Source organism: Prolixibacter sp. NT017 (assembly GCF_009617875.1).
Classification (GTDB): Bacteria; Bacteroidota; Bacteroidia; order Bacteroidales; family Prolixibacteraceae; genus Prolixibacter.
Map to the genome: position 1 here is coordinate 3,865,778 of NZ_BLAV01000001.1, position 26,549 is coordinate 3,892,326.

A 26,549-nucleotide genomic window follows, 5' to 3' on the forward strand; every position below is an offset into this window, starting at 1 on the left:
TCTTACTTTTTCCCCGTCTTGGTAGCGATACGTTTCACTGTATCGTATACAATCGGAGTTGCAATGAATACCGAAGAATAGGTACCGACAACCACACCCATCATCAATGCGAAGGTAAATCCTTTGATGGAAGTACCACCGAACAGGAAGATGGCCAGCAATACCACGAAGGTAGAAAGTGATGTACTAAACGTACGACGCAGCGTACTGTTAATAGCAGAGTCCATCACATCTTTTCTATCGTGCTTCGGATGGAGGTGGAGGTACTCACGGATACGGTCAAATACAACCACTGTATCGTTTATGGAGTAACCAAGCACCGTTAGAATGGCGGCAATGAAGGCTTGGTCGACCTCCAGCGAGAACGGTAACCATCCATCGAACAGGGCAAACATTCCCAACACAATGAAACTATCGTGCGCCAATGCGACAATCGCACCAAGAGAATACTGCCACTGACGGAATCGTATTAAGATGTAGAGGAAGATGATAACCAGCGCAAAGAAGATGGATATCAACGCATCCTTTCTAATATCATCCGAAATGGTTGGTCCGACCTTCTGCGAACTCATCCGGTAATTGGCCAGGAAGTCCTTTTCCGAAGTATTCGCCGGAAGGAAGGATTTCACCCCATCGTACAACTTGGCTTCAATATCGGCATCGACATTGTTTCCGTCCTCATCGATACGATAGTCGGTTGTGATACGTACCTGGTTGTCACCACCGAAGGTTTTCACCTCAGGAGCGGAACCAAATTCAGGTGTCAGGGCATTCATGACCTTTTCAACCTGAACCGGATGTTCAAAGCGAACTACATATGTACGACCTCCTTTGAAGTCGATACCATAATTCAGTCCTTTGAATATTAAAGCAAACAGTGCGATGGCGATCATCGTTCCGGAAACCGCGTAGAAAATCTTCCGCTTGTCGAGGAATTTAATTGTCGGATTCCTCAGCCATTCGGCGGTCATCGATGCAACGAATTTGATTTTGCGATCTTTCGCTAACCAACGTTCGAATACCAGTCGGGTAATGAAGATGGCAGTAAACATCGATGTCAGGATACCGATAATAAGCGTGGTAGCAAAACCTTTAATCGGACCAGAACCGAACAGGTAAAGTACAACACCAGTCAGCAACGTAGTTACCTGACCGTCGATAATCGCTGAATAAGCATTCCGGTAACCGTCCTGGATGGCGAGCTTCATTCCCTTTCCGGCTTTCAGTTCTTCCTGAACACGTTCATAAATCAGCACGTTCGCATCCACCGACATACCGATGGTCAATACGATACCCGCGATTCCCGGTAAGGTAAGCACAGCACCCAACGATGCCAGAATACCAATAATATAGAAGAGGTTCGCTATCAGTGCGACGTTGGCTACCATACCAGCGCTACCACTGTAGAAGAACAACATATAAATAAGGATGAGCACGAAGGCAATCACAAACGACCACATACCGCTGCGAATCGATTCTTTACCCAGTGTCGGTCCTACAATTTCTTCCTGAACAATATGTGCCGGAGCGGGCATTTTACCCGATTTCAGCATGTTCGCAAGGTCTTTCGCCTCATTTACCGAGAAGTTTCCGGTAATGGAAGAACGACCTCCGGTAATTTCACCCTGTACCGTCGGGAACGACTGAACCAGGCCGTCAAGAACAATGGCAATGGACTTACCAACATTTTCACGGGTCAAACGAGCCCATGTTTTGGCTCCTTCACTGTTCATGGTCATGGTTACCTCGCTGGTGGCGCGGTTTTGACCGAATTCCTGACGTGCATCCGTAATCACATCTCCGGTGAGTGGCGCTTTACCATCACGATTGGTCACCTTCAATGCAACCAACTGATAGAAATTGCCTTCCTTATCCATCGGCTTCGATGTCCAGCGGAACATCATGTTACGCGGGAAGATGGAACGAATCTGCGGCATTTTCAGATACTGGTCAACCCGGGCAGTATCTTTAAAGTGCGCATAACCAACAACCGGACCACGGAACAACTGTCCGTCGCGGGAAGTGTTCGGTGATAAAACAGAGAAGAGCGGGAAGTTTTTAGCAATATCAGCAGCTGAACTGGCAGCAAGCGAATCTTTACTTTGCGCTTTATCCAATTCATTCAACAGCCCCGTACCCGTGGTATCTTTCTTCGCTTCCGCGGTTTTGCTCGCTGGTGTTGCTTCAGTAGTTTCTGTTTTCTGGGTAGTATCCTGAGCAACCGTGTTTTCACCGGTCTCATTCATTTCGCGCAAACGCTGGTTGGCTTTCAGCAGGTAAGGATATACCTCACTGTTTTCCCAGGTCTCCCAGAACTCTAACTTCGCAGTTCCTTCCAACAGCTTCCTGACACGATCAGCATCTTTTACACCCGGCAATTCGATAAGAATACGGCCTTTGGTTTGCAATTGCTGAATATTCGGCTGAGCAACACCAAAACGGTCGATACGATTACGCAGAATATTGAAGGCATTATCGATGGCACTATCAGTCTCTTTCCTGATAACCTGCAATACCTGTGCGTTGGTCGAATTGTAATTCACCTTGTCACGCAGGTCAACCGTATTAAAGATGGCCGCCAAACGACCATTGGGATCAATCTGTTCGAAAGATTGCCCAAAAAGGGTTACGAAATCTTCCTGGCTGTTTTTCTGGCGCTCTTCCGCCATTTTCAGCGCAGCAACAAATGTTGAATCTTTGCTGTAATTAGCCAACGAACGAATCAGATCCGGAACCGAAATCTCCAGGGTTACGTTCATACCACCTTTCAGGTCAAGACCGAGGTTCATCTCGTATTCTTTCACTTCACGGTAGGTATATTTACGAATTCCCAGGAAATTAAATACGGGCTGTCCGGCAACTGAATCGAGATAATACGTTTCACGTTGAGGATTCCCGTTTGCGTACTCCAGAGCATCCTTCTCGACCTGTTTGGCCTTGAAAGTAAAGGTTAGCTGGTAAACACAAATTAAGGCTAGCAGGATTGCAAAAAGCCTTATCAATCCTTTATTCTGCATTGGGATATCAGTTTAATTTTCCTATGTAATTTGACAATTTTATACGTTTTCAGCTTAGCACGCAAAGATATTTATTTTTTTCTGAATACAATGGTTTTCACGGGAGCAATGCCCGTTATGTCAGATGCCTCGCAATAGGTGGAAGCGAATGTCATGCAAACTCCTCCTCATCGGGCAAATTTAATATGAGCTGTTGTTGACCATAATCGATGACTGCCTTGTACCGAATCAGGAAGTCCGATCCCAACAATCCGACAATCTGCTTATCGGAGAAACGGGCATATTCATGATTGATGTGGGTCAGGTCGATCAATGCAATTGTCAGCGAGCCAAAATTGAACTGCCCTAACCACAGTTCACTGATTTCACCCGAAGCGGTCTCTACCAGATCTTTCCCGAGCCCGGTGGCTTGTTTCACCGGATGTTCATCGGGTTGGTAGTGCAAGTCCAGGCTTTTATCGAAAACTGATTTCGATGCACCCGAATCAATCACCCACCAACCGACATATTCATCGTTAAAGCGGGCCTGTACCAACGGATGATAAGTTCCGGCTTCCAGTTCGCACAGTTCAATCGGAATAGTTATTTCCATAATGGAGGCATAAAAAAGGGGAACCTGTTTCAGTTCCCCTCTCCATATAAATATGTATTGATTACTTGTTGTTCAGTTTGTCGAGAACACTCATTACTTCGCGAACATGACCTTCACTCTCTTTCAGCAGAGCCATTTCATCTTTGTTCAGTTCGAGTTCAATTACTTTCTCGATACCGTTTTTACCCAAAATAACCGGTACTCCGAGGTAGCAGTTGTCGATACCATACTCGCCTTCCAGCTTTACACAAACCGGGAATACGCGACGCTGATCTTTTACAATCGCTTCAACCATTTGCGCGGCAGCTGCACCCGGTGCGTACCATGCTGAGGTCCCCATCAGTTTTACCAATTCGCCACCACCTGTTTTGGTACGCTGCACGATAGCATCCAGTTTTTCACTGTCAATCAATTCGGTAACCGGAATACCGGCAACGGTAGTATAACGAGGCAGCGGAACCATGGTATCACCGTGACCGCCCATCAGAACGGCCTGAATTTCTTTCGGTGAAACACTCAATGCTTCAGCCAGGAACGCACGATAACGAGCAGTATCCAGAATACCAGCCATTCCCATCACCCTGGAACGCGGGAATTTGGAGGTCAGATGTGCCTGATAAGTCATTACGTCCAACGGGTTGGATACAATAATAACAATTGCCTCCGGAGAATACTTGATTACATTCTCTGTAACCGATTTTACAATACCGGCGTTAGTTTCAATCAGATCATCGCGGCTCATTCCGGGTTTACGCGGAAGTCCTGACGTAATCACAACTACATCCGAACCAGCGGTCTTGGAATAATCGTTCGATACACCTACCGTGCGGGTATCATATACATTGATGGGAGCTTTTTCCCAAATATCGAGGGCTTTTCCTTCTGCCAATCCCTCTTTAATATCGACCAGAATTACTTCGTTTACCACTTCGCGGTAAGCTAATACATCGGCGCAAGTTGCGCCAACATTTCCTGCACCTACTACAGTAACTTTCATAAACCTTGCAATTAAGAATTCAGTTATCAATCAGTTTCTATACTTTTTCTAAAAAGCAAACAAATATAACCAGAATAGGATGTAATCAAAAGGATTTTTGCTACGCTTTCGAAATGATGTGAGATAGCAATACCGCTGCCTTACAGGTAAATCCGCATGTTTCATTCATCACCGCGCTTATCTTTATTCATTAGAAATAAGAAGAGACGGATTGAAGACTTTTATCAAAAGAAAAAAGCCGACTCCATTTATGACAACGGAATCAGCTCTCCTATATCTCAATATAACTAAAGCGACTAGTTAGCCACGATCGCTTTTATTTCATCCATAATTTTCTCTGCCAGCGCTTCCGCTTTTTCCATGCTTTTGCCTTCGGAATAAACCCGGATAATCGGCTCGGTGTTCGACTTGCGCAAATGCACCCATTCGTCGGCAAAATCTATTTTTACACCGTCGACATCAGTCACCTGCTCGTGCTGGTATTTTGCTTTCATAGCAACCAGTACGGCATCCACATCGATATCAGGTGTCAGTTCAATCTTATTCTTTGATATGAAATAGTTGGGATATTGCGCCCTCAACTCCGAACATTTCTTGCCTGATTTTGCCAGATGCGTCAGGAACAGACCAATACCCACCAATGCATCGCGGCCGTAATGACTGGCCGGATAAATAACTCCGCCATTTCCTTCACCACCGATAACCGCTCCGGTTTCTTTCATCAATGTAGTAACATTCACTTCGCCAACAGCCGAAGGCGCATATTTACCATTGTGTTTTTCGGTGATATCGCGCAGTGCCCTTGAAGAAGACAAGTTGGAAACCGTATTGCCGGGTGTTTGCCCCAGCACATAGTCGGCAACCGCCACCAAAGTATATTCTTCGTTAAACATGCTCCCATCCTCGTTGATGATGGCCAGGCGATCGACATCCGGATCGACCACAAAACCGATATCCACACCTTTTTCCCGAATAATCGCCGAGGTCTCCTGCAGGTTCTCCGGAATCGGTTCGGGCGTGTGAGCAAAATGTCCATGTGGCTCGCAGTTAATTTCAACCACGTCGACCACGCCCAGAGCTTTCAACATCGCCGGAACAGCAACGCCGCCAACCGAGTTGACTGCATCGACAGCTACTTTGAATTTCGCTGCCCGGATGGCTTCCACGTCCACCAAATCGAGATCCAGCACGTGCTGAACATGATATTTGGTGTAATCCTTCACCGTCTCCACTCCCAAATCATCCACTTCAGCAAAATAAAAATCTTCTTCCTCAGCAATACTCAACACCAACTTACCGGCTGCATCATCGAGAAATTCGCCTTTATTATTCAGCAATTTCAACGCATTCCATTGCTTAGGATTATGGCTGGCTGTCAGAATAATTCCACCGTCAGCATTTTCTGCGGTAACCGCCAATTCAGTAGTCGGAGTTGTCGCCAGACCGATATTAATGATGTCAGCTCCCATTCCCTGCAGAGTTCCGGACACCAACGAATCAACCATCTTCCCCGAGATTCGGGCATCGCGACCGACAACAATGCGCAGTTTACCTTTGCCTGTTTGGTTGTTCTTCGCCCACGTACAATAAGCAGCCGTAAATTTCACCACATCGAGCGGACTTAATCCCTCGCCGGGCACTCCACCAATGGTGCCCCGTATTCCTGAAATGGATTTAATCAGTGTCATAAAAGTGGATTGTTTTGGATTGAATGAGCAAAATTGCCGAAAAAGGCTTTCATTTCAAAGAAAAAACGGGCTTCCATATCACCATATCACCGAACAGTGGTCCTACTTCAATAGAGACGAATCTTCCGGGAAAGAACGTTCAACAACCTAACTGATTGATTTACTTTTTATTCCATTACATATTATTTTCATGTTAAATACATTTAATCGCCATAGTTATTACCGTGATATCCGAATTTTTTCGAACTTTGCACCGATTTTTAAACAGTTCACAGAACATACTGAAATGATGAAAAAAGAAAGAGGACAGGACCGCCCACAAAAGCGGACCGTCGGAGGAAGAAGCAGTAACCGTATAGGCACAAACAAAGGTACCGAGCGAGTTGGAAAGCGCAAACGGATTGCAGGAGCAACAGGCTCAACAAACAGCAACAGACCTGGTCGATTCTCAGGCCCCAGAGATGCTGAAAGAAGTGAAAGACCCAGTCGTTTCTCAAGACAGGGAAGCACGGAAAGAAGCGAAAGACCCAACCGACATTCAGGAACTGAAGGTCCGGAAAGAAGAGGAAATCCAAAGCATTTTTCAAGAACTGAGCGCCCCGAAAGAGGTGAACGTCCCAATCGTTTTTCCAGGAACGAAGGTTCTGACAGGAGTGAATATTCCGATAGAAGAGATTCTCGCTTCGGACGCGATAACCGCCGCTCTGATAATTCCGGTTACCGCAAAAACGATCGTTTTTCAGGAAGAAATGAAGAAAGAGGAGACCGTCGCCAAAGAAGAGACGGTGGAAGAGGTGTCGAACGCCCCGATTCCGATCGCTACCTGAATAAGGACGGAAAAGTTATCCGCGGCCGGTTTGGTGAAAAAAACCTGCGAAACACACGCGCCGGTCGGACAGACCGCATACAGAGTGTCAAGCGGGAAGATGACGGCAGTATTCGCCTCAACCGTTTTATTGCCAATGCCGGCATTTGCTCACGAAGAGAAGCCGATACCTTTATCGCTTCGGGCGTGGTAACCGTTAACGGGAAGCCGGTGACCGAGATGGGTGTTCGCGTAAAACCCGGCGACGATGTGCGCTTTAACGGTCAACGCATTTCCGCTGAGCGAAAAGTTTACGTATTACTGAATAAGCCGAAAGGTTTTGTCACAACCGTAGATGATCCGCACGCGGACAAAACAGTGATGGACCTGGTAAGAAGTGCCTGCCCGGAACGAGTTTATCCGGTAGGACGACTCGACAAAACAACGACGGGACTGCTGCTTTTCACCAACGATGGCGAAATGACCAAACGGTTGACCCATCCGAAATACAACCGCAAAAAAATCTATCACGTTCATCTTGACAAAAACGTCAGCAAAAACGACCTGCAGCAAATTGTCGATGGTGTAACCCTGGAAGACGGATTTGTGGCCGCTGATTCGGTTAGTTATGTGGAACCGGAAGACAAAAAGCAGGTAGGAATTGAGATTCACTCGGGAAAAAACCGCGTAGTACGACGTATTTTCGCCCATCTGGGATATAAAGTTGAGAAACTTGATCGCGTCTATTTCTGCGGATTGACCAAGAAAAATCTACCTCGTGGCAAATGGCGCTTTCTATCTGAAGACGAAGTTAACTTCCTAAAAATGGGCTCATTTTAAGGCAGATTTTCATTTTTCGTCTATCTTAGTGTAATTCAAACTTCACAGGTAAGACTTATACTTTAGCAAATTGGATCGGGAATTTCTGCGAAAAATATCTGATAATCAAGGGATCATTCATAAGGTCACAGGAATTTACTGTGATAATCCCGAGGATCGAAAAGATCTTTTTCAGGAAATCCTGATTCAGCTATGGAAGTCGTACGAATCCTTCCGTAACGAATCGAAATTCTCCACATGGATGTACCGCGTTGCTCTGAACACGGCCATCACGGCTTTTAAGAAGGCATCGCGTCATCCGTTGGGCAACCAGGTTGAGTCAGTTAATTTTCAACTGACTGCGGAAGAGTACGACTACGAATTTGAAGAAAATTTAAAATTGCTCCATAAAGCGATTGAACAGTTGACAGGGGTGGAAAAATCAATCATTTTGCTTTATCTGGAGGACAAAAAATACGAAGAGATAGCTGAAATTACGGGAATTACCCAGAATTACGTCCGGGTGAAAATGAACCGTATCAAGAAAAAACTGAAAGCGATTTTAAACGTGGACGCCTGATGGAACTATCCGAACTGAAAACAGCGTGGAAGAAAGTGGCCGATCGCTCGGCTGATGAAAACAGGCTTGAAGAAGACCAGCTCAGGGAAATTTTGTCTAATCGGGGCAAAGGCATTATTTCCCGGCTCGACCGGAATGTAAAGATCGGTTTTGGCCTGCTGGCACTCTTCATATTACTAACTTTCATCGATAAGCTGCTACCCAATTCGATACTGAACAATGGCCTGTTCGAAGAGGTACCTCAACCACCAGCCTGGTTATTGTTCTCCGGATGGATTGTCAGCATTTTCATTGCCTTTACTTTTATCTCATTTGCCTGGAAATATTACCGGGTAAACGTCCCGCACCTGGCTGCCGACCACTTACCCACAGCACTCAACAAGTTGCTGATTGTTTTGGGGACCTTCAAAAAACAGTTCTACCTGGCACTTTTTCTGTTCATCTTCGAGGCGGGCCTCTCCTTTGCCATCGGAATGTATCATGGGTATACTTCTGTGAGTGAAACGCTGGGAGATTCGTTCATGCTGGTCGCATTGGTTATCATTATCATGCTATTCATCCTCGGCGTTTTTGTCGCTATTCTTACCTTTATATTCCACCTGGGATTCAAAAACCTTTACGGGAAATATCACCAACAACTGAAGGACACCCTTCATGAGCTTAACGAACTCGAAGATTAACCGAATTATTAGATTAGTCATCACCGGGTGGACCTTATTGCTTGCCCTACCGTTGCATGCCCAAACTATCTCCGGACGGGTGTTCGATGAAGAAACGGGTGAACCCCTTCCTTTTGTCAATATCGTGTACAATTCCCGGCAGGAAGGAACGGTAAGCAACATCGACGGCTACTTCACTGTCCCTTCTGCGAAAGCGGCCTACCTTCGGGTGAGTTACATGGGCTACCGCACGCAGTACCTCGACAAACAACATTTGCTGCAAAAACCTCTGCTTATTCGCTTGCTGCCAACCGAAATCCAACTACAAGCTGTAAATGTCTTTCCCGGAAAGAATCCGGCTGAGACCATTATGGAGAAAGTTCTCCGTAACCGGAAACAAAACGATCCTGATGAATTGAATGGATATCGCTACACCGCTTACAATCGTTTCTGGATTACTACCGAACGAACGAAAAAAACACTGTTCCCGACTGACACAACTGCCATTCGGTTACTTCAACGCTCGAAGAAACAACACCTTTTTTTGATAGAAACCGTTAGCCGAAAGAATGCTGAAAAGCCAAATCGCGAACATGAAGAGATTTTGCAATCCCGTGTATCCGGAATTCAGAATCCGTCGTTCATGCTGCTGGCAACACAATTGCAATCCTTTTCCGTTTACCGGAATCAGTTCCAACTGCTCAACCAGGAGTTCCTATCACCGCTTAGCCGGAATGCCATCCGGAATTACCTGTTCCTGCTGCGCGATACACTTTATTCACCGGAAGGTGACTCGCTTTTCGTAATTTCCTTTCAGCCGAGAAAAAACAGAAATTTCAACGGGATGACCGGAACACTGCACATCAACAGTAATGGTTACGCCGTGGAGACGTTTCTTTCACGACCTGCGCATATAGAGAAAGGCACGCCGGAAATCAACATCCGCCAAAAATATAACCGCCTGCCTGATGGACACTGGTTCCCACTGGAACTGGACACTGAACTGAAATTCCATCTGAACGAATTGCCCGGCGCCAAATCGTCGGACAGTACGCTAAACAAAGTACAGCTAGTCGGAAAAAGCCGAACATACCTGATGCAGCGGGAGGCAAATCCCGTGTTTACAGCGAAGGATTTTCCGAAAAATGCAGTTACCTTTTCAGGAGACAAACAACCGCTGCCGGCCAATTTGCAGCAATTCCGGGAAAGTCATACCAGTCCGCTCGACGTCGAAACGTACCGGGTAATCGACAGCCTGGGACGGGCGAGCCATTTGGAGCAAAAATTGCAAACCTTCAAATCCGTCATCAATGGAAAAGTACCGCTGGGACCGATCGACTGGGACTGGAAACGACTGGTGAGTTACAACCGTTACGAAGGCCTCAAGTTGGGCCTTGGGCTCGAAACCAATTCCCGGCTTTCCCGCTATTTCAGCGTTGGAGGATACGGAACGTACGGCTTTCAGGATAAAGAAATACGCCATGGCGAGCTGCTGAACTTGTTTCCATCCGGCTACCGTGATTTGCGATTGCAGTTCAGCTACCAGGATGAAAACATGGAAATCGGCAGCAATGATTTTCTGGAAAAACGGGATTTGTTTCAGCCGGAATTTTTTCGCGACCTCCTCATACGACACATGTATGCCACCCGTCGCTACTCGGCCAAATTCCTGTTCCGGCCGTTGCAAACATTCAAAATTCAGCTGACTGGTGACGCTTCCGACAACCGATTCAGTGTAATTGGAGCTGATTCCGTTCAGAAATATAAACTCAGTCGCGTTGGTATTCAGTTAAGGTTTGCTCCGGGCGAAAAAACCTACAAAGCACCCGACGGCATCTATACTTTCAAGCCGGCAGCAAGTGAGTGGTTCATGAATGCTTATCGTGGTGTTTCGTGGCTCGACGGGCAATATTCGTATACCAAACTGGAGCTGAAAGGCCGGATGAAATTCATGCTGACGCCTTCCGGTACAACATATCTCACAATTAAAGCTGGAGACGTAACCGGCGATGTTCCTTACCCGGAACTGTTCAACGGCAATGGAAGTTACACATCTAACTTTGCGTTACTGGCCCCCTACTCTTTTGCGACCATGCGCATGAATGAGTTCACCTCTAACCAATATGCCGCTGTTTTCATCCGGCAAAGTCTGGGCAAACTGTTCATGCATAGCAACACGGGATTTCACCCGGAAATCCTGCTGGTTCAAAATGCCGGAATTGGAAAACTGGACGACAAGTACCGAAATGCTTACCAACCGTCCCCGGTCGATTTTCGCAAAGGATACCTGGAGTCCGGACTCGAACTGGATAACCTGTTACCAACGGGCTTGCTGAGTTATGGTCTGGGTGTTTATTACCGTTATGGTCCTTATGCATTGCCCAATTCTTCTGATAACTGGGCATTCAAAATCGGGCTGTTTCTGAATTTCCAAAAACAGTAATCAGATATATTGTTAAGACAAAATGAATATTCTTCCGGCTACCGATAACCGATGCCGGGATAAAGCGATATTATTATCTTTGTACCAAAATTTTAAGAAGAGTAAACGTATGGGACATAAATCCGGATTTGTCAACATTATCGGAAATCCGAATGTAGGAAAATCAACCCTAATGAACGCGATGGTAGGTGAAAAGCTATCCATCATCACGTCGAAGATGCAGACAACGCGTCACCGCATCAAGGGAATTGTGAATGGCGAGGATTTCCAGATCATCTACTCCGACACGCCCGGTATCCTGAAACCAAATTATAAGTTGCAGGAATCAATGATGAAATTTGTATCGACGGCTCTCGTCGATGCGGATATCATCTTATATGTCACCGACGTTGTGGAAGATTTCGAAAAAAATATTGAATACATTGAAAAGATTCGACAAAACGATATTCCGATTCTGGTTTTAGTGAATAAAATCGATCTCTCGAATCAGGAAGAGGTGGAAAAAAAGATGACTCGCTGGCGTGAATTGCTACCCAACGCTGAAGTTTTTCCTATTTCAGCCACTGAAAATTTCAACATGGATGTTGTTTTCGATCGCATCTTGAAATTGTTGCCTGAAGGACCTCCCTTCTTTCCAAAAGATGAATTGACTGACCGGAACGAACGCTTCTTCACGCAAGAGATTATTCGTGAGAAAATCCTGTTGAACTATCAGAAAGAGGTTCCTTACTCGGTGGAAATCGAAGTAGAGTCATTCAAGGACGAAGAAAAAATTCTTCGCATTGATGCCGTAATTTATGTGGCCCGCGACAGTCAGAAGGGAATCATCATCGGGCACCAGGGGAAAGCCCTGAAAAAAGTGGGAACCGAGGCCCGCAAGGACATGGAAGAATTCTTCGGGAAAAAAGTATTTTTGCAGCTTTACGTGAAAGTCGCCAAAGAATGGCGCGATAAAGAGAATATGCTGAGAAACTTCGGATACGAGTTTCAATAAACAGGAAGACCATTAAATGAGCAATATAGTAGCGATAGTTGGACGGCCCAACGTGGGGAAATCGACCCTTTTTAACCGATTAACCGAATCACGGAAAGCCATTGTGGATGATGAGTCAGGCGTAACCCGCGACCGCCTTTACGGCAAAGTGATTTGGAACGGCGTGGAGTTTTCGATCATCGACACCGGAGGTTATGTTTCCGGCTCCGATGATATTTTTGAAGAGAGCATCCGCGAACAGGTGCATGTGGCCATCGAAGAGGCCGATGTCATCATGTTTGTGGTAGACGTCGAGAGTGGCATTACCGATTTGGATGAGTCGGTCGCACAAATGCTACGCCGGGTAAGTAAAAAGGTGGTTCTGGTGGCTAATAAAGTCGATAATCACCAACGTGCTCTCGAGGCGGCAGAGTTCTATGCGCTCGGTCTGGATGAAGTATATACTGTTTCTTCCGTGAATGGTTCCGGAACCGGAGACCTGCTCGATGCAGTAGTGAATATCCTGCCGAAAGATACAGAAGATGAGGAAGAGGAAACCATTCCCAAAATTGCCATCGTCGGACGGCCCAACGTGGGAAAATCGTCGACTATTAATACCCTTGTGGAAGAAGAGCGCCACATAGTAACCGACATCGCCGGAACCACCCGTGATTCCGTTTCGCAGCGTTACAACAAATTTGGCTACAACTTTATCCTGATTGATACCGCCGGATTGCGAAAGAAGAAAAATGTGCGGGAAGACCTCGAGTTCTATTCTGTACTTCGTTCCGTCCGGACTATCGAAGATGCCGATGTGTGTATTCTCCTGCTCGATGCTACGCGGGGTGTGGAAGGTCAGGATGTAAACATCTTCAACCTGATTGCCCGGAATAAAAAAGGGGTAGTGGTCGCTGTAAACAAATGGGACCTGATTGAGAAGGACAACCACACGATGGAGCAATTCCGCCGGAAAGTTCTGGAACGCTTTGAGCCGTATACCGACATCCCGATCGTATTCACGTCGGCAGTAACCAAGCAGCGTATCTTCAAGGCACTCGAAGAGGCATTGCACGTATACGACAACCGGACGCAACGCATTCCCACTTCAAAATTGAACGATGTTATGCTGAAAGCCATCGAGGCTTATCCGCCGCCAGCTTACAAAGGAAAATACATTCGCATCAAATATGTTACTCAACTCCCGACGTATTCACCGGCGTTCGCGTTTTACTGCAACCTGCCGCAATATGTTCGCGACCCGTATAAAAGGTACCTGGAAAATAAAATCAGGGAAAACTTCGATTTCACCGGAGTCCCGATTCAGATATTTATGCGAAAAAAATAGCGGCGAATCATGATTAAAAACTATCCTGGCGAAAAGTGGAAAGAGATAAACATGGAGGAGGGCGCCCTCCGCATGCGTTATGCCATCTCCAGTTACGGCAGGATAGCCAGTTTTACTGAGTCGCTGAAAAACGATGGAGAACTTCGAAAAGGCGGACTGATTGGCGGTTATCCATCACTTCCTCTTCGCCCTTTCGGGAAACCTAAAACATTTTACATCCATAAACTGGTTGGCGAATATTTCCTGGAAGAAACTCGTGATGGAAAAACACACATTATCCATCTCGATTACAATAAACAGAATAACCACGTCGACAATCTGCGGTGGGCGACCAAATCCGAAATGATCGCTCACCAACAGGCCAATCCGGCCGTGCTGGAAGGACGGGAAAAGAAAAAAGCCCGTAAAACTCAGAAAGGGCACAAACTGACTTCCACCCAGGTGCTACTCATCAAAAAGAAGATTTTCGATCCGAACCGAAAAACCCGCATGAAGATGATTGCCAAACAATTTGGCATCAGCGAGATGCAGCTCTATCGTATCAAGTCGGGCGAGAACTGGAGCCACATCAAAGAAGATGAGACTTCAAAGAAAGAAGACAAATCATAGGATTTTCTGCTCCTTCTGCTCTTTTTCGATCCACAATTGGTCTAACAATTTCCATTCTGCCTTGTTGGTTTTAATAAAACCGAGCATTCATTTCAAAAATATTTTATTATGAAGATTACTGATTTACAAGGAACCGTTACGTTGAGTAACGATGTGGAAATGCCCTATTTCGGATTGGGAGTTTTCCAGTCGGAAGAAGGTGAAGAAGTAATGAACGCGGTGAAGTGGGCTATCGAAGCTGGTTATCGTCACGTGGATACGGCAGCATTGTACCGCAACGAAAAAGGCGTGGGACAAGCCATCCGCGAAAGCGGCATCAACCGGAAAGAAATATTCGTTACCTCCAAAGTATGGAATTCCGACCAGGGATATGATCAAACCCTGAAAGCTTTCGATACCAGCCTGAACAAGCTGGGGTTCGATTATCTCGATTTGTACCTGGTTCACTGGCCGGTGAGCAGAAAATACAAGGACACGTGGAAAGCGCTCGAAAAACTATACAAGGACGGGAAAGTACGCGCGATTGGCGTCTCCAACTTCATGCAACATCACCTCGAAGATTTGATGCAGGATGCAGAGATTATGCCGATGGTCAACCAAGTGGAATTTCACCCACGGTTAGTACAACAGGAACTGGTTGATTTCTGCCTGAAGAATAATATCCGCCACGAAGCGTGGAGTCCGCTGATGCAGGGAAAAGTTCTGGACCTGCCCGAAATTAAAGCCATCGCAAAGAAGTACGGGAACAGTACAGCCCAGGTGATTTTGCGCTGGGACCTGCAGAAAGGAGTAATCACAATTCCGAAATCTGTTCACAAGGAACGCATTGTTAGCAATGCCGATATTTTCGATTTCTCACTGAGCGATGAAGAGATGAAAACACTGGATAGCCTGGACAAAGGTGAACGCAATGGCCCGGACCCAAACAATTTTGATTTCTAAAACATAGAATTTAAAAGGTCACCCGGGAGAGTGGCCTTTTTCTTTCTTTTCATTGCGCCTGATAAAACATAACAGCGTCCTCAATCTATCTTAATTGTTATGATTTGCCGTCATCCCAAATATGAATGACAATTCACTCATATTTAATAAAAAAATCGTTGTACATTTGCCCGACTTTTCCCGATAGGTTGGAAAAACGATAATGATTTGTGGCAGACTTGGTTTAACGGTTCGATTAAAGCGGGAAGGCCCAATTAAATTTTTTACATGATACAATTTGAAGAAATGGGCCTGGACCCCCGGATTATTAAAGGGATCCAAGAACTGGGATTTGAAGAACCCTCTCCGATTCAGGAGAAAATTATTCCACACTATTTACAGTCACCCGGCGATATGGTCGGTCTTGCACAGACCGGAACCGGTAAAACCGCTGCATTTGGATTGCCAATACTGCAGAGCATTGATACCAGCAAAAAAGTGCCCCAGGTACTGATTTTAAGTCCAACCCGTGAGTTGTGCGTACAGATAGCCCGCGAAATGGAGCTTTACGCGAAGTTCCTTCCGAAGGTAGATATTGTTTCGGTATATGGTGGTGCTGCCATCGAGCCGCAAATTCGTGCGTTGAAGAAGGGACCGCAGATTATTACAGCGACCCCCGGACGTATGCACGATATGGTTCGCCGGAGAAAAGTCGATCTGTCAAGCATTGATATTCTGGTTCTCGACGAAGCAGACGAAATGCTGAACATGGGCTTCCAGGAAGATTTGGATGCCATTCTGGCTGGAACACCGTCAACCAAGCACACGTTGCTCTTCTCTGCCACGATGCCGAAAGAGGTAGCAACCATCGCGAAGAAATACATGACTTCGCCGGTAGAGATCACGGTAGGAAAGAAGAATGCAGGCGCCGATAATGTGAATCACATCTATCATATGGTGCATGCCCGCGACCGTTATGCGGCGCTCAAACGGGTCATGGATTTCCATCCTGATATTTACGGCATCGTATTTTGTCGTACCCGGATGGAGACTAAAGATGTGGCTGCCAAGCTAATTCAGGACAATTACAGCGCCGAAGCTCTGCATGGAGATTTGTCGCAGGCACAGCGCGATTTCGTGATGGAAAAATTCCGCACCCGTGGCGTGCAAATGCTGGTCGCTACCGATGTGGCTGCCCGCGGCCTGGATGTGAATCATCTGACCCACGTTATCAATTACAATTTGCCCGACGATACCGAGAATTATACGCACCGAAGCGGTCGTACCGGACGTGCCGGACGCTCCGGAACTTCCATCTCCATCATTAATATGAAGGAGCAAGGAAAAATCCGGATGATTGAAAAGACCATCGGGAAGAAATTTGAAAAAATGCCTGTTCCGGCTGGTGAAGCCATTTGTGAGCGACAACTGCTGCATTACATCGATCGCGTGGCCGAAACGGAAGTGGACGATACCCAGATTGAAGGTTATATGTCAGCCATTCACGAGAAACTGGAGGGCCTGACCCGCGAAGAGCTTATCAAACATTTCGTTTCGATGGAGTTCAATCAACTGTTAAAGTACTACCGTGAAACAGAAGATCTGAATGCGGTAGAAGCTTCGGCTGGAAGAGAAGGTCGGGACGGCAGGCAACACAACAAGCGGGATAACCATAACGAAAAGGGTATCCCGATGACCCGTTTCCACATCAATATCGGAAGCAAAAAAGGATTGAGTCCGAAAGATTTGATCGCCATCGCTGTGCGAGCTACCGGAAAACGTAACCTGGAAGTTGGCCGCATTGATTTGCTCCGCAATTTCTCATTCGTGGAAATAGACAGCACACAGGCCGGTTCATTTGTTCAGCAGGCTAAAAAGCTGACGTTCGACGGCATTCCCGTCGTGGCTACCGAATCGGACGAGCGCCCCCAACAGAAGCAACGCTTCAATGGTGACCGGCGTGGCAGAAGCGGAGGCGGAGGTGATTTCCGCAAAAGAAACGACCGAAAAAGAAGACGTTAAATCGTCTTATCATCATACCAAACCCGGAAATATTTTCCGGGTTTCTTTTTGCCAAAAAGAAAGGCCCCACCAATTATGGCAGGGCCTTTCCTTACTGTTTGATGATTTTATCAAGGCTTAATTTTTTGCAGGCTTTTCGGGTTTTGCTGGCTTATCTGGCTTTTCCCCCTTCTCTATATCATTCAGGTGTTCCAGTCCGCCGATGTGAACGCCCTGCCCGATTTTGGCAATCTCGTTCATATCGAGGTTTCCGGTGATGCTGATAAGGGCATTATCGTCGCCGCCAACCACCATCAGCAAATGGGATATTCGTTTCTCTTTGTTCTCTTTGATGTAGAACTTAACAACCTGACCTTTCTCCTTCACATCCATCAGCAACTCATACTCTCCTTTGATTTTGTCGAAGAAATGGTCTTTGTTCAATTCATCATAGAAGTTGAGCGATTTGTTCAAGCCTTCGTCGTCCACCGAAAGGATACGAATTCCCGTAAGGCTCGACAACATGTTCTGGGCTTCCTTGTCGTCCTGCTCGAACTGAGACGCCATACCCAGTAATTTTCCTGAAATATTCACGGTAGTGAAACCATCCTTACCAGAATATTTGTCAAATAACTTATCGACTGCATCCTGTGCCATCATCTGAAATGGCAGTAACATCAACAGGATAATAAATAGTTTTTTCATTTGAGTATTTTTTAACGTTTTAAGGTCAAATGGAATTCGCATAAAGAAATAGACGCTTTACAGAGCGCTCCTGCTTATGCTCATTTCATGGCTTATTGTTTTATCTTCAGATTCACGATTACATTCATTTGTGCATACCCTTTACCATACAATTCCAGCGCCTGGTAAAGCGGCTTCGTATCTTTTTCCAAATCAGGAATTTTATTCAATTGCTGAATCCCCTTATTGTAATTCACCGACACATATTTCAGTGCATCCATGCTCATCTCGTATGCCTGCTTCGGATTTTCCGGTGTATTCATCGCCAGCTGATTTTGCTGCATTTGCTGATTATTCCAGATATTCAGAGCTAAAAGCACCACAATAATGGCTGCGGCAATACCTGCCATCCAGGTAAACTGGTGTGTAAAACGCTTCCGCTGAATAATCCGTTCGCGCTTTTCTATAGCACCGGTAATCCGTTCGGCGAAAGCCAGTTCTTCCATTTCATTTACCGGTTCCTCCAATCCTTCAAAGAACGGGCGATTCATTTCCAACGCTTCCGGCAAATCCCGGTTCTCCCGGAAAAAGTCCCGAAGCTCCTGCTCTTCCTGTAAGGAGCTCAGCCCCTCAAAGTACTTTTCCAGTAATATTTCTGCTCTTCGGGTTTCCATGGTTGATTCGTTTTATCATTTCATCACGCACTTTTTTTCGTGCTCTCGAAAGATTCGCCCTGACCGCACTGTTCTGCATATCCAGTACCCGGGCGATTTCATTCAGTTCGTAATGTTCAATATCCCGCAGGTGAATCACGGCGCGCTGTTGTTCCGGCAACTGGTCGATAATTTCTTTCGCCAGCCGCGCTGAATCCTTGTGTTCTGCCACCTCATCGGCCTGCTTCATGTCCGAAATCCATTCGGTACGTGCCTTCATCTGGTCCAGCGAGATACTCCGGTGTTTCTGTATCTCATCGATGCACAGATTCCTCGTCATCCGCATGGCGTAAGCTTCAATGTTATCGACTCCTGCCAACTCCGTCCGCCGACTCCAAAGCTTCATAAACACCTCCTGCACCACATCCCTGGCTTGCTCATCGTCGCGGAGAAACCGGACGGCGAACCGGAGCAACTTGCCGGACATCGGGACAACTTCTGTTTTAAATGTTTTGGAATCCATTGCTTGAGAGCGATTCGTTGATTCAGTCACTATCATGACTCCCCTTCCGGGAAATCGTTACATCAGTTAGTTCACTTTTTTCACCTTCGCAGTGTCAAGCCGGCTCAGTTCGTTCATTCCGCCCACGTGAAGCGAGCGATCGAGATCGGCAATCTTTTTCAAATCCATTCGCCCGGTAATCGAAACCAGCGTATTTTCCTGGCCTCCCACGATGATGATTAGCTCGCGGATGAAATTCATTTTGTCCATCCGGGCAAAAATGTGAACACGATCGCCATGATCATTCGTTTCCAGTAACAGTTCGTAATTCTTCTTCAGTTGGTCAATAGCGCCGCTGGCCCGAAGTTCGGTGTAAAAATCGACGCGGTTATTCAGATCCTTGTCTTCGATGGTTATCACCCGGACCGAATTTACCTGACTCAGAATTTCTTTGGCGTCCTGGTCGCTATCATCCACAAACCAACGGGCAAACCAAATAAGCATATGCGGAACATTCACACTTTCCACTCCCTCACGTCCGGCGTATTTATTGAACAAATAGTCGGTGGGGTTGCTTTGCGCCATCGATGCGAATGGCAACAACAGGAACAACAGGATAACAAGCTTTTTCATATCTAGCGTATTTTTAGGTTCATTAACGACGATTCAGAATTCTCATTTTTTCACCACCTTAATGTAGGTGTTTTATCAAGAAGACCCGATTGCCGGAAATATGTTACATGGACAGTCGCATTTTTTTTAATAAAAAAAGCCCCTCCGTTTCCGGAGAGGCGATTTAAGGTCTGCTCTTTCAGTTGACCGACTATTCAGCAGAGCAGATTGGCCAGGCAGGTATATCTAAACAAATCGCTGATTTTTCTTTTCAGGAACAGCAAGAATGACTCTTGCTCACCACACGTGGTGCACGGGGCGGATGATGACAGGCACTGGTGCCGGCCACATTTTTCAAATCACAACCGCTGCAGCCCGCACAACCGCCTGACGCTTCTTTTGACCGAAGATTCCGGACAACGCTGTACACCATGTAGGCAAAAGCCGAAAAAATAATAACGTAAACCAATATATTTTGTACCATTACTTGTGATTTTGGGGGGTTAAACAAATAAACTTCCAATCTGGTAGGTGGCAAAAGACACTACCCAGGCGATTGCTGTTGTATAAACCATCATGAACACGGCCCATTTCCAGTTCGCTTCTTTTTTAATAGCTGCAATGACCGCCACACACGGAAAATAAATCAACACAAAGAGCATGAACCCGAAGGCAACCAAAGGTGTGAAAACCTTCTGCCCTTTTAATTTACCGGAAGTGTGCGTCTGTTGTTGCAGTTTCTGAACCAGTGTTCCCGAATTCCCTTCGTCTTGTGCCTGGTAAAGAATGCCCATCGTACTCACTACAATCTCTTTGGCGGCCAGACCAGTCAGGATGCTTACCCCGATTTTCCAGTCGAAGCCCAGGGGTTTCAACACCGGAGCCAATGCATGTCCCATCCGGCCGATGTACGATTGCTCCTGATGCTCGGAAGCTTTGGCCATTTCCAGCTGCGATACCTGATGCTGCTTCTGTGCTTCACCCAGCGAAGTGCTGTTTTCTACCTGGGCAATGCTCGCATCGTAGTTCTGCGAATAGTTGACATGCCGGGGGAAGTAACTCAGCGCCCAAATCAAAATGGAAGCCACCAGAATAACACCACCCATTTTCTTCAAGTACTGAACACCTTTGTGCCACATGTGAATGGATGTATTCCGCAGGGTTGGCATCCGGTAGGGCGGCAGCTCCATAACGAACGGAACGACTGCTTTGCGGAAAACCGTATTCTTCAGCACCAGCGCTACCACAATGGCCATAATAATACCAATCATGTAGATGGAAAAGAGCATCAGCCCCTGGTTTTTGGGGAAGAACGCCGAAATGATTAACACATAAACGGGTAACCGAGCGCTACACGACATGAACGGCGTAATCATCATCGTCAGGATGCGGTCCTTCCGGTTTTCCAGGGTACGGGTGGCCATCACAGCCGGCACGTTACAACCGAAGCCCATGATGAGCGGGATGAACGATTTTCCGTGCAGTCCGATTTTGTGCATCAACCGGTCCATGATGAACGAAACACGCGCCATGTAACCGGTATCTTCCATAAAGGAGATGAAGAAGAACAGAATGAGGATGTTGGGCAGAAAGACGATCACACCGCCAACACCGCCAATTACACCGTCGACCAGCAAATCTTTTAAAGGACCGGCCGCCATGTGGCTTCCCACAAAGTCGCCAATGTATCCCACGCCGGCATCAATCCATTCCATCGGGTAATTTCCCAGCGTAAACGTAGCCTGAAACATTAGCCACATGGCAAAAAGGAAAATGGGAAAGCCCAGTATTTTATGTGTGATAAAGTAGTCAATCTCTTTGCTGCGCTGTCTTTTGCGTTCGCGACTTTCGACGTAAGTTTCATTCAGCGCACCGGCAACAAAACCGTATTTCGCATCGGTAATCACCGTTTCCGACGATTCGCCGAACGCTTTCTCCAGCTGGGCAATTTCGCGATTGGTCAACTCATTGATGCGATCGAAATTATCGCGGTTTTTCAGCATTGAAAGGGTCGTCCGGTCGTTCTCCAACAACTTCACCGAAAGGTAACGCGACGAATATTTATCGACCAACCGATCATCTTTATCCAGCTCCTTCCGGAGAACATCGATGGATTTTTCAATATCGTGTCCGTAGTTGATGTTTACGTATCGCACAATCGGGTCGCGGTCTTCGTACACATCAATTACTTTCCGCATCAGGTTTTTAATGCCCTGCCCCTTCACGGCAACGGTAGGAATAATGGGAATGCCCAACATTTCGCCTAATTCACGAAATTTCAAACGGGCGCCTTTCTTCTCCAGCTCGTCGTACATGTTCAGGGCAATCACCACCTTGATGTTCATATCGATGAGCTGCGTGGTGAGGAAAAGGTTCCGCTCCAGGTTCGATGCGTCGACCACGTTGACAACCACATCGGGCATGCGCTCCATGATGTGCGAGCGGACATATAATTCTTCAGGGGTATATTCCGTAATGGAATAGGTTCCCGGCAGGTCGGTAATATTAATCAGGTAACCATCCTGGCGCATGCGGGCCATCTTCGCATCGATGGTGACACCGCCGTAGTTTCCCACGCGTTCGTGCGAGCCGGAAGCCTGGTTGAAGAACGAAGTTTTTCCGCAGTTCGGGTTTCCCACCAGCGCTATATTAATCGTCTTGCTTTTTTCGTGGGCTGTCTTTTTCAGTACGTTGTCGGAAATAATACCGTTGAAGCCGTTCAGCTTTTGACTGTCGGCTTCGGCGCCCGACAATACATCAATCAGGTTGGCCTCGCTGCGGCGCAACGACACATTATAGCCCATGATTTCGTATTCCACCGGGTCCTGCAACGGCGCATTCTTGATGACACGCACCTTCTTCCCTTTCACAAATCCCATCTCGGTAATCCGTTTCCGGAAGGCTCCGTGTCCCAACACTTTCGTGATAACGCCCGATTCACCGGTACTCAAATTTGCCAACCGGTCAACCATCAGTTCTGTCGTCTCCATATTCCGTCCCTTTCTTAAAGAGTAATTCCCAGCCTGATCATCCCAACTTTCGCTGTCGGCAGTTCAACGTCCGTTCCCGCCGGATGTACGATGTACTGAAAATCGGGTTGCAGGTATATATTATTGGTTACATTGCATTTATAAGTCAATTCAATAGCGGTTTCATCGAGCTTGATAACACCCATGTGCGCATGGGCAATCGCCAGCCCCAGCACATCGCCACCATCCTTGTCGAAAACCCCGTAGTAGTTTATTCCGGTTCCGATGTAAAATGATACCGGATTGTCTTTCGTTGGCGCGATTCCCAATTGTGTGAAGAATCCCAGCGAACGGTTGTGCCCTTCCATATGGTAAAGCGTTTGGTCGCCCAGGAAATAGTAGCCGATGCTTTTCGACTGTTCGGCCGGGGCATTTCCGTTTCCGGAAGAAGGGAAATAGTGATAGAATCCCATCTTGTAGGTTCCGTCCAGGTCTCCCGAAAGAGTGACCGGCAACTGCACTTCCGAAATGGCGAGCAATCCTTCTTTGCTATCGAGATTCCATTTCAGGTTATGGGGATTGGCATCGAAACCGGTAGAACAGCCTTCGTACAAAGCCGCCATTAAGGTGAACTTGTCATTGGCCGACCACTTGACCGATGCGCCCAATGCTGTCAGCGGGAAAATCGGGGCAGGTAAATTGCACGAAATGGTTGGGATAATCCCAAACGAGCTGTTCAGGTATTCACCGCCGTATTCGGTGTTGGCATATTCCACGTTCAGGTCCTGCAAACCGGCAGTTATTTCAAATTGCCCCAACTTCTGAGAAAACCAGAATTCCTGGAAGAAGGTGTGATCGCCTGCTTCAATATTCGAAGCCACCTGAACATCGCCAATCAGATCGGCTGAGGGGGAATCGCCGTGTGTAGAGGTTGCATGCAGATAAAGAGTTCCGCCATTCCACCATCCGGCTTTTTCGGTATCGAAATTCACACAAAACTGCGCCATCCCCAGGTAGGCATAGCCACTTTCGATTCCTCCGTTAAAATTGTAAAGATTATCAGCTGTATAAGCCGCTCCCAAACTAAAGGCTTCTTCTCTTCTGCGTTCTATCTCCTTTGCCCTTCCCATAAAGGGAAGACAAAAAACCAAATTCGATAACAGAACCGTACGCCATCGCAAACTCATCTTTATCCGGTATTTCAAATCAACACTACAAAAATACCAGACACAAGTCGCCCGTGGAATACCTACTTATTAGGATATCCCGGCCATGGGTCACAATATGTAATGAGGCTATTCGGAGAGATAGTCGAGTGAAACGAGTTTTTTCACTACGGCGTAGATGGTTAGTCCCGATACCGATTTGATACCGGTTTTCTGGGTGATGTTCTTCCGGTGGGTAATTACCGTGTTGATGCTGATGCTGAGTTTTTCGGCAATTTCCTTGTTGGTTAGTCCGGTGGCCAGCAGTTTCAGTACGTCGGTTTCGCGTTCGCTGAGGACCTCTTCGGTAGCGTTTTCCTTGTTTTCGGTACTGGCGTTTTGCTTGACCAGCTGAATAACCGATTCGGGGGAGTCGGATATGGAGATACTGCCATCGAAAAGCGAAAGCAACCGCTGGTCGAAGAAGGCGTACACCAGCGCCACCCAACTGGTGGCCGGATACCCCGAGCGAAGCGAATGAAACCCTTTCTCATTATTCTGCACATACAACGGGTTCACAATCGCCACGTTGACCTTCTTGCTGAGGATGCACTGCTCTATGGCGTCGAAATTTTCGGCACGGTACACCCGCAACCGAAGGCCTCCACCCGATAATATGCGGTTCAGCCCTTCGTAAATAATCGAAGAGGGTTCGACAATCAGGATATTGATATAAGCGTGTGTATTCACGTCGTTTTGCGGCTTAAGTAGTTCTCCATCTGCTGCACCAGCGGGATGAGTATCTGATCTTCAATTTTGGAGTGGATGGTCAAATCGTAATCGAGTTCGAACAGCGTAAACAGCAACTTGCGCCGTACCTGCGGCTCATCATTGTTGGGGAGGTACTTCACCAACAGGTTCGTCAGGTCGGTGAGCTTCTCCTCGATGTCGTCGTGATGTTCCTGGTAATCGGCAACCGAATAGGTATCGGGCAGGGTGACGTTGCCGCGTGCTTCGATTTTCTGGTACAGCTTGGTGATGTACGGGAAAACCGTGTCGTTCTCGTAATTGAGATGCTCCCGAACCTCGTTGAAGTAGTTGTTGAAAAACTTCTCAACCATCGCCTGCTCGGGTTGGCTTTTATCGTGAAACATCTCCTGGATCAGTTTCAGAATGTTGGGATAAATTTCGCCCAGGTAATAACTGTGACTATTGCTCAGGTAATTGATAATGGATCGCACTTCCCGGTAGGTAAACCGCTCGGCCGGTTTGTAATCCACTCCGTTGTAAAGGTGTGCAAACGTGAGGAATACCTCGGGATGCAGCTTGTGCTCGTCGCAGATTTCCCGAATGGTCTTCTCCTGCAACGGCGCACTGATGCCAAAATGCTCGAGCAATAACATGAGATACGGGTTGTTGAGCACAACCTCCGCCATCTTCATGTCGGGTGACAGGTACAGATTTGCCGTTTGATACATGTTTTTCCGGTTAAAGAATATGGTTTCCCAAACAAACAGTGATTTGCGGGAATTGTTTTGGGAAGGCAATTATCAACCTTCTCAATTGATACTCTCCCAAATAATTCACCCCAAACCCCTGAAGGGGCTTTATGACAGTGAGTAGATGTTGCAACAGTGCTTTTAATTGGCGGTTGAAAGGAATACCAGAATTTGCTAGTTTACAGCTACCATTATCGGGGAACCAAGTCCCCTTTAGGGGATTTAGGGGTAAACCCAGGCAAACCCTTTCAGGGGCTTCAAGTCGGAATCATTCTCATCCCGGAGGGACGACATATTGTTAAAAATCATCGCAACAAAAAGAAGTGCGACCCCGGCCGGGGTCGAATAAAACAACACGCCGACAAATGCTAACAATATGCGACCTCGCCGAGGTCGGGCAAATAACCTGCCCCTTCGGGACGAAAATAACTTTACGATATCATTCGGGCTGTAAGCCCAATTCAATTCAGCCCGGTGGCAACGCCCCGGAGTCTTCGAAACCTTGTAGGAAGTTATCGGGAAAGCAGATTTGAAATATCAAGCCTTCAGCCTGTTTTCCCTCACCTGGCAGCGGTACTCGTTGGTTGGATTTTTATCTACTCACCCCATCCGGACTGCGTCCGAATTACCCCTCTCTACAAGTAAAGATGGGCGGGGGCCGGTGATAGCATCGAAGTTTGTATTTGCATTCTCCCCGACGGGATACCAGGTTGTTTTTGGAAATGATACCTTTCGAATATGCAGCGGCGTGAGTCCTTCTCTATGATTAGAGAAGGGTTGGGATGAGTAGAAAATATTGTTTCGAACACTCGTCTGGCAACGCCCCGGGTTAGATGCATTGATTGAAGCAGCAAGCGGTCGCGCGATAGCTTTGATTGGAACAGGTGGTTGTTTCGACCGGAAGAGAATTGAGGTAGAAAATAGAAGCTGTTTTTTAATCGACGTTTGCTCGTGCGGCGCAGGAACATTTCTGTTTCAATCATGGTTGGAATGTGCGCCTTGGGTTCGTCGCAACATCCGGTCCCGGGGTGGCGAA

At 46.9% G+C, this 26,549-nt stretch carries 22 protein-coding genes; 9 read left to right on the plus strand and 13 right to left on the minus strand.

Annotated elements, in window-relative coordinates; translation table 11 throughout:
- Positions 1 to 2: 2 nt before the first annotated feature.
- The 4 genes from secDF to glmM all read right to left on the minus strand — a co-directional run bounded on the left by secDF (position 3) and on the right by glmM (position 6,294).
- Positions 3 to 3,017: a protein translocase subunit SecDF gene (secDF, locus tag GJU87_RS16170; protein WP_153640431.1), complete on the minus strand. Its 3,015-nt coding sequence runs from the start codon at positions 3,015 to 3,017 to the stop codon at positions 3 to 5.
- Positions 3,018 to 3,168: 151 nt separating this feature from the next.
- Positions 3,169 to 3,609 (minus strand): retropepsin-like aspartic protease, encoded by a 441-nt coding sequence (locus GJU87_RS16175; RefSeq protein WP_153640432.1) that lies wholly within the window; start codon positions 3,607 to 3,609, stop codon positions 3,169 to 3,171.
- A gap of 61 nt (positions 3,610 to 3,670) precedes the next feature.
- Positions 3,671 to 4,606 carry a malate dehydrogenase gene (mdh, locus tag GJU87_RS16180; protein WP_153640433.1) on the minus strand — a complete coding sequence of 312 codons (936 nt, stop codon included), beginning with the start codon at positions 4,604 to 4,606 and terminating at the stop codon, positions 3,671 to 3,673.
- Between the two features lie 296 nt (positions 4,607 to 4,902).
- Positions 4,903 to 6,294 (minus strand): phosphoglucosamine mutase, encoded by a 1,392-nt coding sequence (gene glmM, locus GJU87_RS16185; protein ID WP_153640434.1) that lies wholly within the window; start codon positions 6,292 to 6,294, stop codon positions 4,903 to 4,905.
- A 286-nt stretch (positions 6,295 to 6,580) separates the two neighbouring features.
- On the opposite strand from glmM, the gene GJU87_RS16190 reads away from it, so the two are divergent.
- From GJU87_RS16190 to GJU87_RS16230, 9 genes are all read left to right on the plus strand, one after another.
- Positions 6,581 to 7,939 carry a pseudouridine synthase gene (locus GJU87_RS16190; protein ID WP_194831555.1) on the plus strand — a complete coding sequence of 453 codons (1,359 nt, stop codon included), beginning with the start codon at positions 6,581 to 6,583 and terminating at the stop codon, positions 7,937 to 7,939.
- Between the two features lie 70 nt (positions 7,940 to 8,009).
- A complete protein-coding gene (locus GJU87_RS16195; RefSeq protein WP_153640436.1) occupies positions 8,010 to 8,498 on the plus strand; it encodes an RNA polymerase sigma factor in 489 nt (162 codons plus the stop codon).
- On the plus strand, positions 8,498 to 9,178 hold the full coding sequence (locus GJU87_RS16200) for a hypothetical protein (protein WP_153640437.1): 681 nt from the start codon (positions 8,498 to 8,500) through the stop codon (positions 9,176 to 9,178). Before GJU87_RS16195 ends, GJU87_RS16200 begins: the two co-directional genes overlap by 1 nt.
- Positions 9,153 to 11,600: a DUF5686 and carboxypeptidase-like regulatory domain-containing protein gene (locus GJU87_RS16205; protein ID WP_153640438.1), complete on the plus strand. Its 2,448-nt coding sequence runs from the start codon at positions 9,153 to 9,155 to the stop codon at positions 11,598 to 11,600. The genes GJU87_RS16200 and GJU87_RS16205 overlap by 26 nt, the downstream gene beginning before the upstream one ends.
- A 109-nt stretch (positions 11,601 to 11,709) precedes the next feature.
- Entirely contained in the window at positions 11,710 to 12,594 is an 885-nt protein-coding gene (era, locus tag GJU87_RS16210; RefSeq protein ID WP_153640439.1) for a GTPase Era, read from the plus strand.
- A 16-nt stretch (positions 12,595 to 12,610) separates the two neighbouring features.
- Entirely contained in the window at positions 12,611 to 13,918 is a 1,308-nt protein-coding gene (gene der, locus GJU87_RS16215) for a ribosome biogenesis GTPase Der (RefSeq protein WP_153640440.1), read from the plus strand.
- Positions 13,919 to 13,927: 9 nt separating this feature from the next.
- A complete protein-coding gene (locus GJU87_RS16220; protein WP_153640441.1) occupies positions 13,928 to 14,527 on the plus strand; it encodes an HNH endonuclease in 600 nt (199 codons plus the stop codon).
- 108 nt (positions 14,528 to 14,635) lie between these two features.
- Positions 14,636 to 15,469 (plus strand): aldo/keto reductase, encoded by an 834-nt coding sequence (locus tag GJU87_RS16225; RefSeq protein WP_153640442.1) that lies wholly within the window; start codon positions 14,636 to 14,638, stop codon positions 15,467 to 15,469.
- A 267-nt stretch (positions 15,470 to 15,736) separates the two neighbouring features.
- Positions 15,737 to 17,470: a DEAD/DEAH box helicase gene (locus GJU87_RS16230; RefSeq protein WP_153640443.1), complete on the plus strand. Its 1,734-nt coding sequence runs from the start codon at positions 15,737 to 15,739 to the stop codon at positions 17,468 to 17,470.
- A gap of 117 nt (positions 17,471 to 17,587) precedes the next feature.
- On the opposite strand, the gene GJU87_RS16235 is transcribed toward GJU87_RS16230, so the two are convergent.
- From GJU87_RS16235 to GJU87_RS16275, 9 genes are all read right to left on the minus strand, one after another.
- Complete coding sequence (locus tag GJU87_RS16235; protein ID WP_194831556.1) at positions 17,588 to 18,154, minus strand: DUF4252 domain-containing protein; 567 nt, start codon at positions 18,152 to 18,154, stop codon at positions 17,588 to 17,590.
- Positions 18,155 to 18,246: 92 nt separating this feature from the next.
- A complete protein-coding gene (locus GJU87_RS16240; RefSeq protein WP_153640445.1) occupies positions 18,247 to 18,807 on the minus strand; it encodes a hypothetical protein in 561 nt (186 codons plus the stop codon).
- Positions 18,764 to 19,309, minus strand: a complete 546-nt coding sequence (locus GJU87_RS16245; RefSeq protein ID WP_194831557.1) for an RNA polymerase sigma factor — start codon at positions 19,307 to 19,309, stop codon at positions 18,764 to 18,766. The genes GJU87_RS16240 and GJU87_RS16245 overlap by 44 nt, the downstream gene beginning before the upstream one ends.
- A 66-nt stretch (positions 19,310 to 19,375) precedes the next feature.
- Positions 19,376 to 19,921 carry a DUF4252 domain-containing protein gene (locus GJU87_RS16250; RefSeq protein WP_153640447.1) on the minus strand — a complete coding sequence of 182 codons (546 nt, stop codon included), beginning with the start codon at positions 19,919 to 19,921 and terminating at the stop codon, positions 19,376 to 19,378.
- 250 nt (positions 19,922 to 20,171) lie between these two features.
- Complete coding sequence (locus GJU87_RS16255) at positions 20,172 to 20,384, minus strand: FeoB-associated Cys-rich membrane protein (protein WP_153640448.1); 213 nt, start codon at positions 20,382 to 20,384, stop codon at positions 20,172 to 20,174.
- Positions 20,385 to 20,403: 19 nt separating this feature from the next.
- Positions 20,404 to 22,890, minus strand: coding sequence for a ferrous iron transport protein B (gene feoB, locus GJU87_RS16260; protein ID WP_228492027.1), 2,487 nt, complete (start codon positions 22,888 to 22,890; stop codon positions 20,404 to 20,406).
- Between the two features lie 14 nt (positions 22,891 to 22,904).
- Positions 22,905 to 24,056 carry a carbohydrate porin gene (locus GJU87_RS16265; protein ID WP_153640449.1) on the minus strand — a complete coding sequence of 384 codons (1,152 nt, stop codon included), beginning with the start codon at positions 24,054 to 24,056 and terminating at the stop codon, positions 22,905 to 22,907.
- A 108-nt stretch (positions 24,057 to 24,164) separates the two neighbouring features.
- Complete coding sequence (locus GJU87_RS16270; protein WP_153640450.1) at positions 24,165 to 24,764, minus strand: response regulator transcription factor; 600 nt, start codon at positions 24,762 to 24,764, stop codon at positions 24,165 to 24,167.
- A complete protein-coding gene (locus GJU87_RS16275) occupies positions 24,761 to 25,492 on the minus strand; it encodes a hypothetical protein (RefSeq protein WP_153640451.1) in 732 nt (243 codons plus the stop codon). The genes GJU87_RS16270 and GJU87_RS16275 overlap by 4 nt, the downstream gene beginning before the upstream one ends.
- Positions 25,493 to 26,549 lie beyond the last annotated feature (1,057 nt).

Coding starts and splice junctions, on each gene's coding strand:
- GJU87_RS16230 (WP_153640443.1), top strand. CDS start 15,737: ATGATACAATTTGAAGAAATGGGCCTGGACCCCCGGATTATTAAAGGG.
- glmM (WP_153640434.1), bottom strand. CDS start 6,294: ATGACACTGATTAAATCCATTTCAGGAATACGGGGCACCATTGGTGGA.
- der (WP_153640440.1), top strand. CDS start 12,611: ATGAGCAATATAGTAGCGATAGTTGGACGGCCCAACGTGGGGAAATCG.
- GJU87_RS16275 (WP_153640451.1), bottom strand. CDS start 25,492: ATGTATCAAACGGCAAATCTGTACCTGTCACCCGACATGAAGATGGCG.
- GJU87_RS16240 (WP_153640445.1), bottom strand. CDS start 18,807: ATGGAAACCCGAAGAGCAGAAATATTACTGGAAAAGTACTTTGAGGGG.
- GJU87_RS16255 (WP_153640448.1), bottom strand. CDS start 20,384: ATGGTACAAAATATATTGGTTTACGTTATTATTTTTTCGGCTTTTGCC.
- GJU87_RS16225 (WP_153640442.1), top strand. CDS start 14,636: ATGAAGATTACTGATTTACAAGGAACCGTTACGTTGAGTAACGATGTG.
- GJU87_RS16190 (WP_194831555.1), top strand. CDS start 6,581: ATGATGAAAAAAGAAAGAGGACAGGACCGCCCACAAAAGCGGACCGTC.
- GJU87_RS16205 (WP_153640438.1), top strand. CDS start 9,153: ATGAGCTTAACGAACTCGAAGATTAACCGAATTATTAGATTAGTCATC.
- GJU87_RS16175 (WP_153640432.1), bottom strand. CDS start 3,609: ATGGAAATAACTATTCCGATTGAACTGTGCGAACTGGAAGCCGGAACT.
- GJU87_RS16245 (WP_194831557.1), bottom strand. CDS start 19,309: ATGGATTCCAAAACATTTAAAACAGAAGTTGTCCCGATGTCCGGCAAG.
- feoB (WP_228492027.1), bottom strand. CDS start 22,890: ATGGAGACGACAGAACTGATGGTTGACCGGTTGGCAAATTTGAGTACC.
- mdh (WP_153640433.1), bottom strand. CDS start 4,606: ATGAAAGTTACTGTAGTAGGTGCAGGAAATGTTGGCGCAACTTGCGCC.
- GJU87_RS16265 (WP_153640449.1), bottom strand. CDS start 24,056: ATGAGTTTGCGATGGCGTACGGTTCTGTTATCGAATTTGGTTTTTTGT.
- GJU87_RS16250 (WP_153640447.1), bottom strand. CDS start 19,921: ATGAAAAAGCTTGTTATCCTGTTGTTCCTGTTGTTGCCATTCGCATCG.
- GJU87_RS16220 (WP_153640441.1), top strand. CDS start 13,928: ATGATTAAAAACTATCCTGGCGAAAAGTGGAAAGAGATAAACATGGAG.
- secDF (WP_153640431.1), bottom strand. CDS start 3,017: ATGCAGAATAAAGGATTGATAAGGCTTTTTGCAATCCTGCTAGCCTTA.
- GJU87_RS16200 (WP_153640437.1), top strand. CDS start 8,498: ATGGAACTATCCGAACTGAAAACAGCGTGGAAGAAAGTGGCCGATCGC.
- era (WP_153640439.1), top strand. CDS start 11,710: ATGGGACATAAATCCGGATTTGTCAACATTATCGGAAATCCGAATGTA.
- GJU87_RS16235 (WP_194831556.1), bottom strand. CDS start 18,154: ATGAAAAAACTATTTATTATCCTGTTGATGTTACTGCCATTTCAGATG.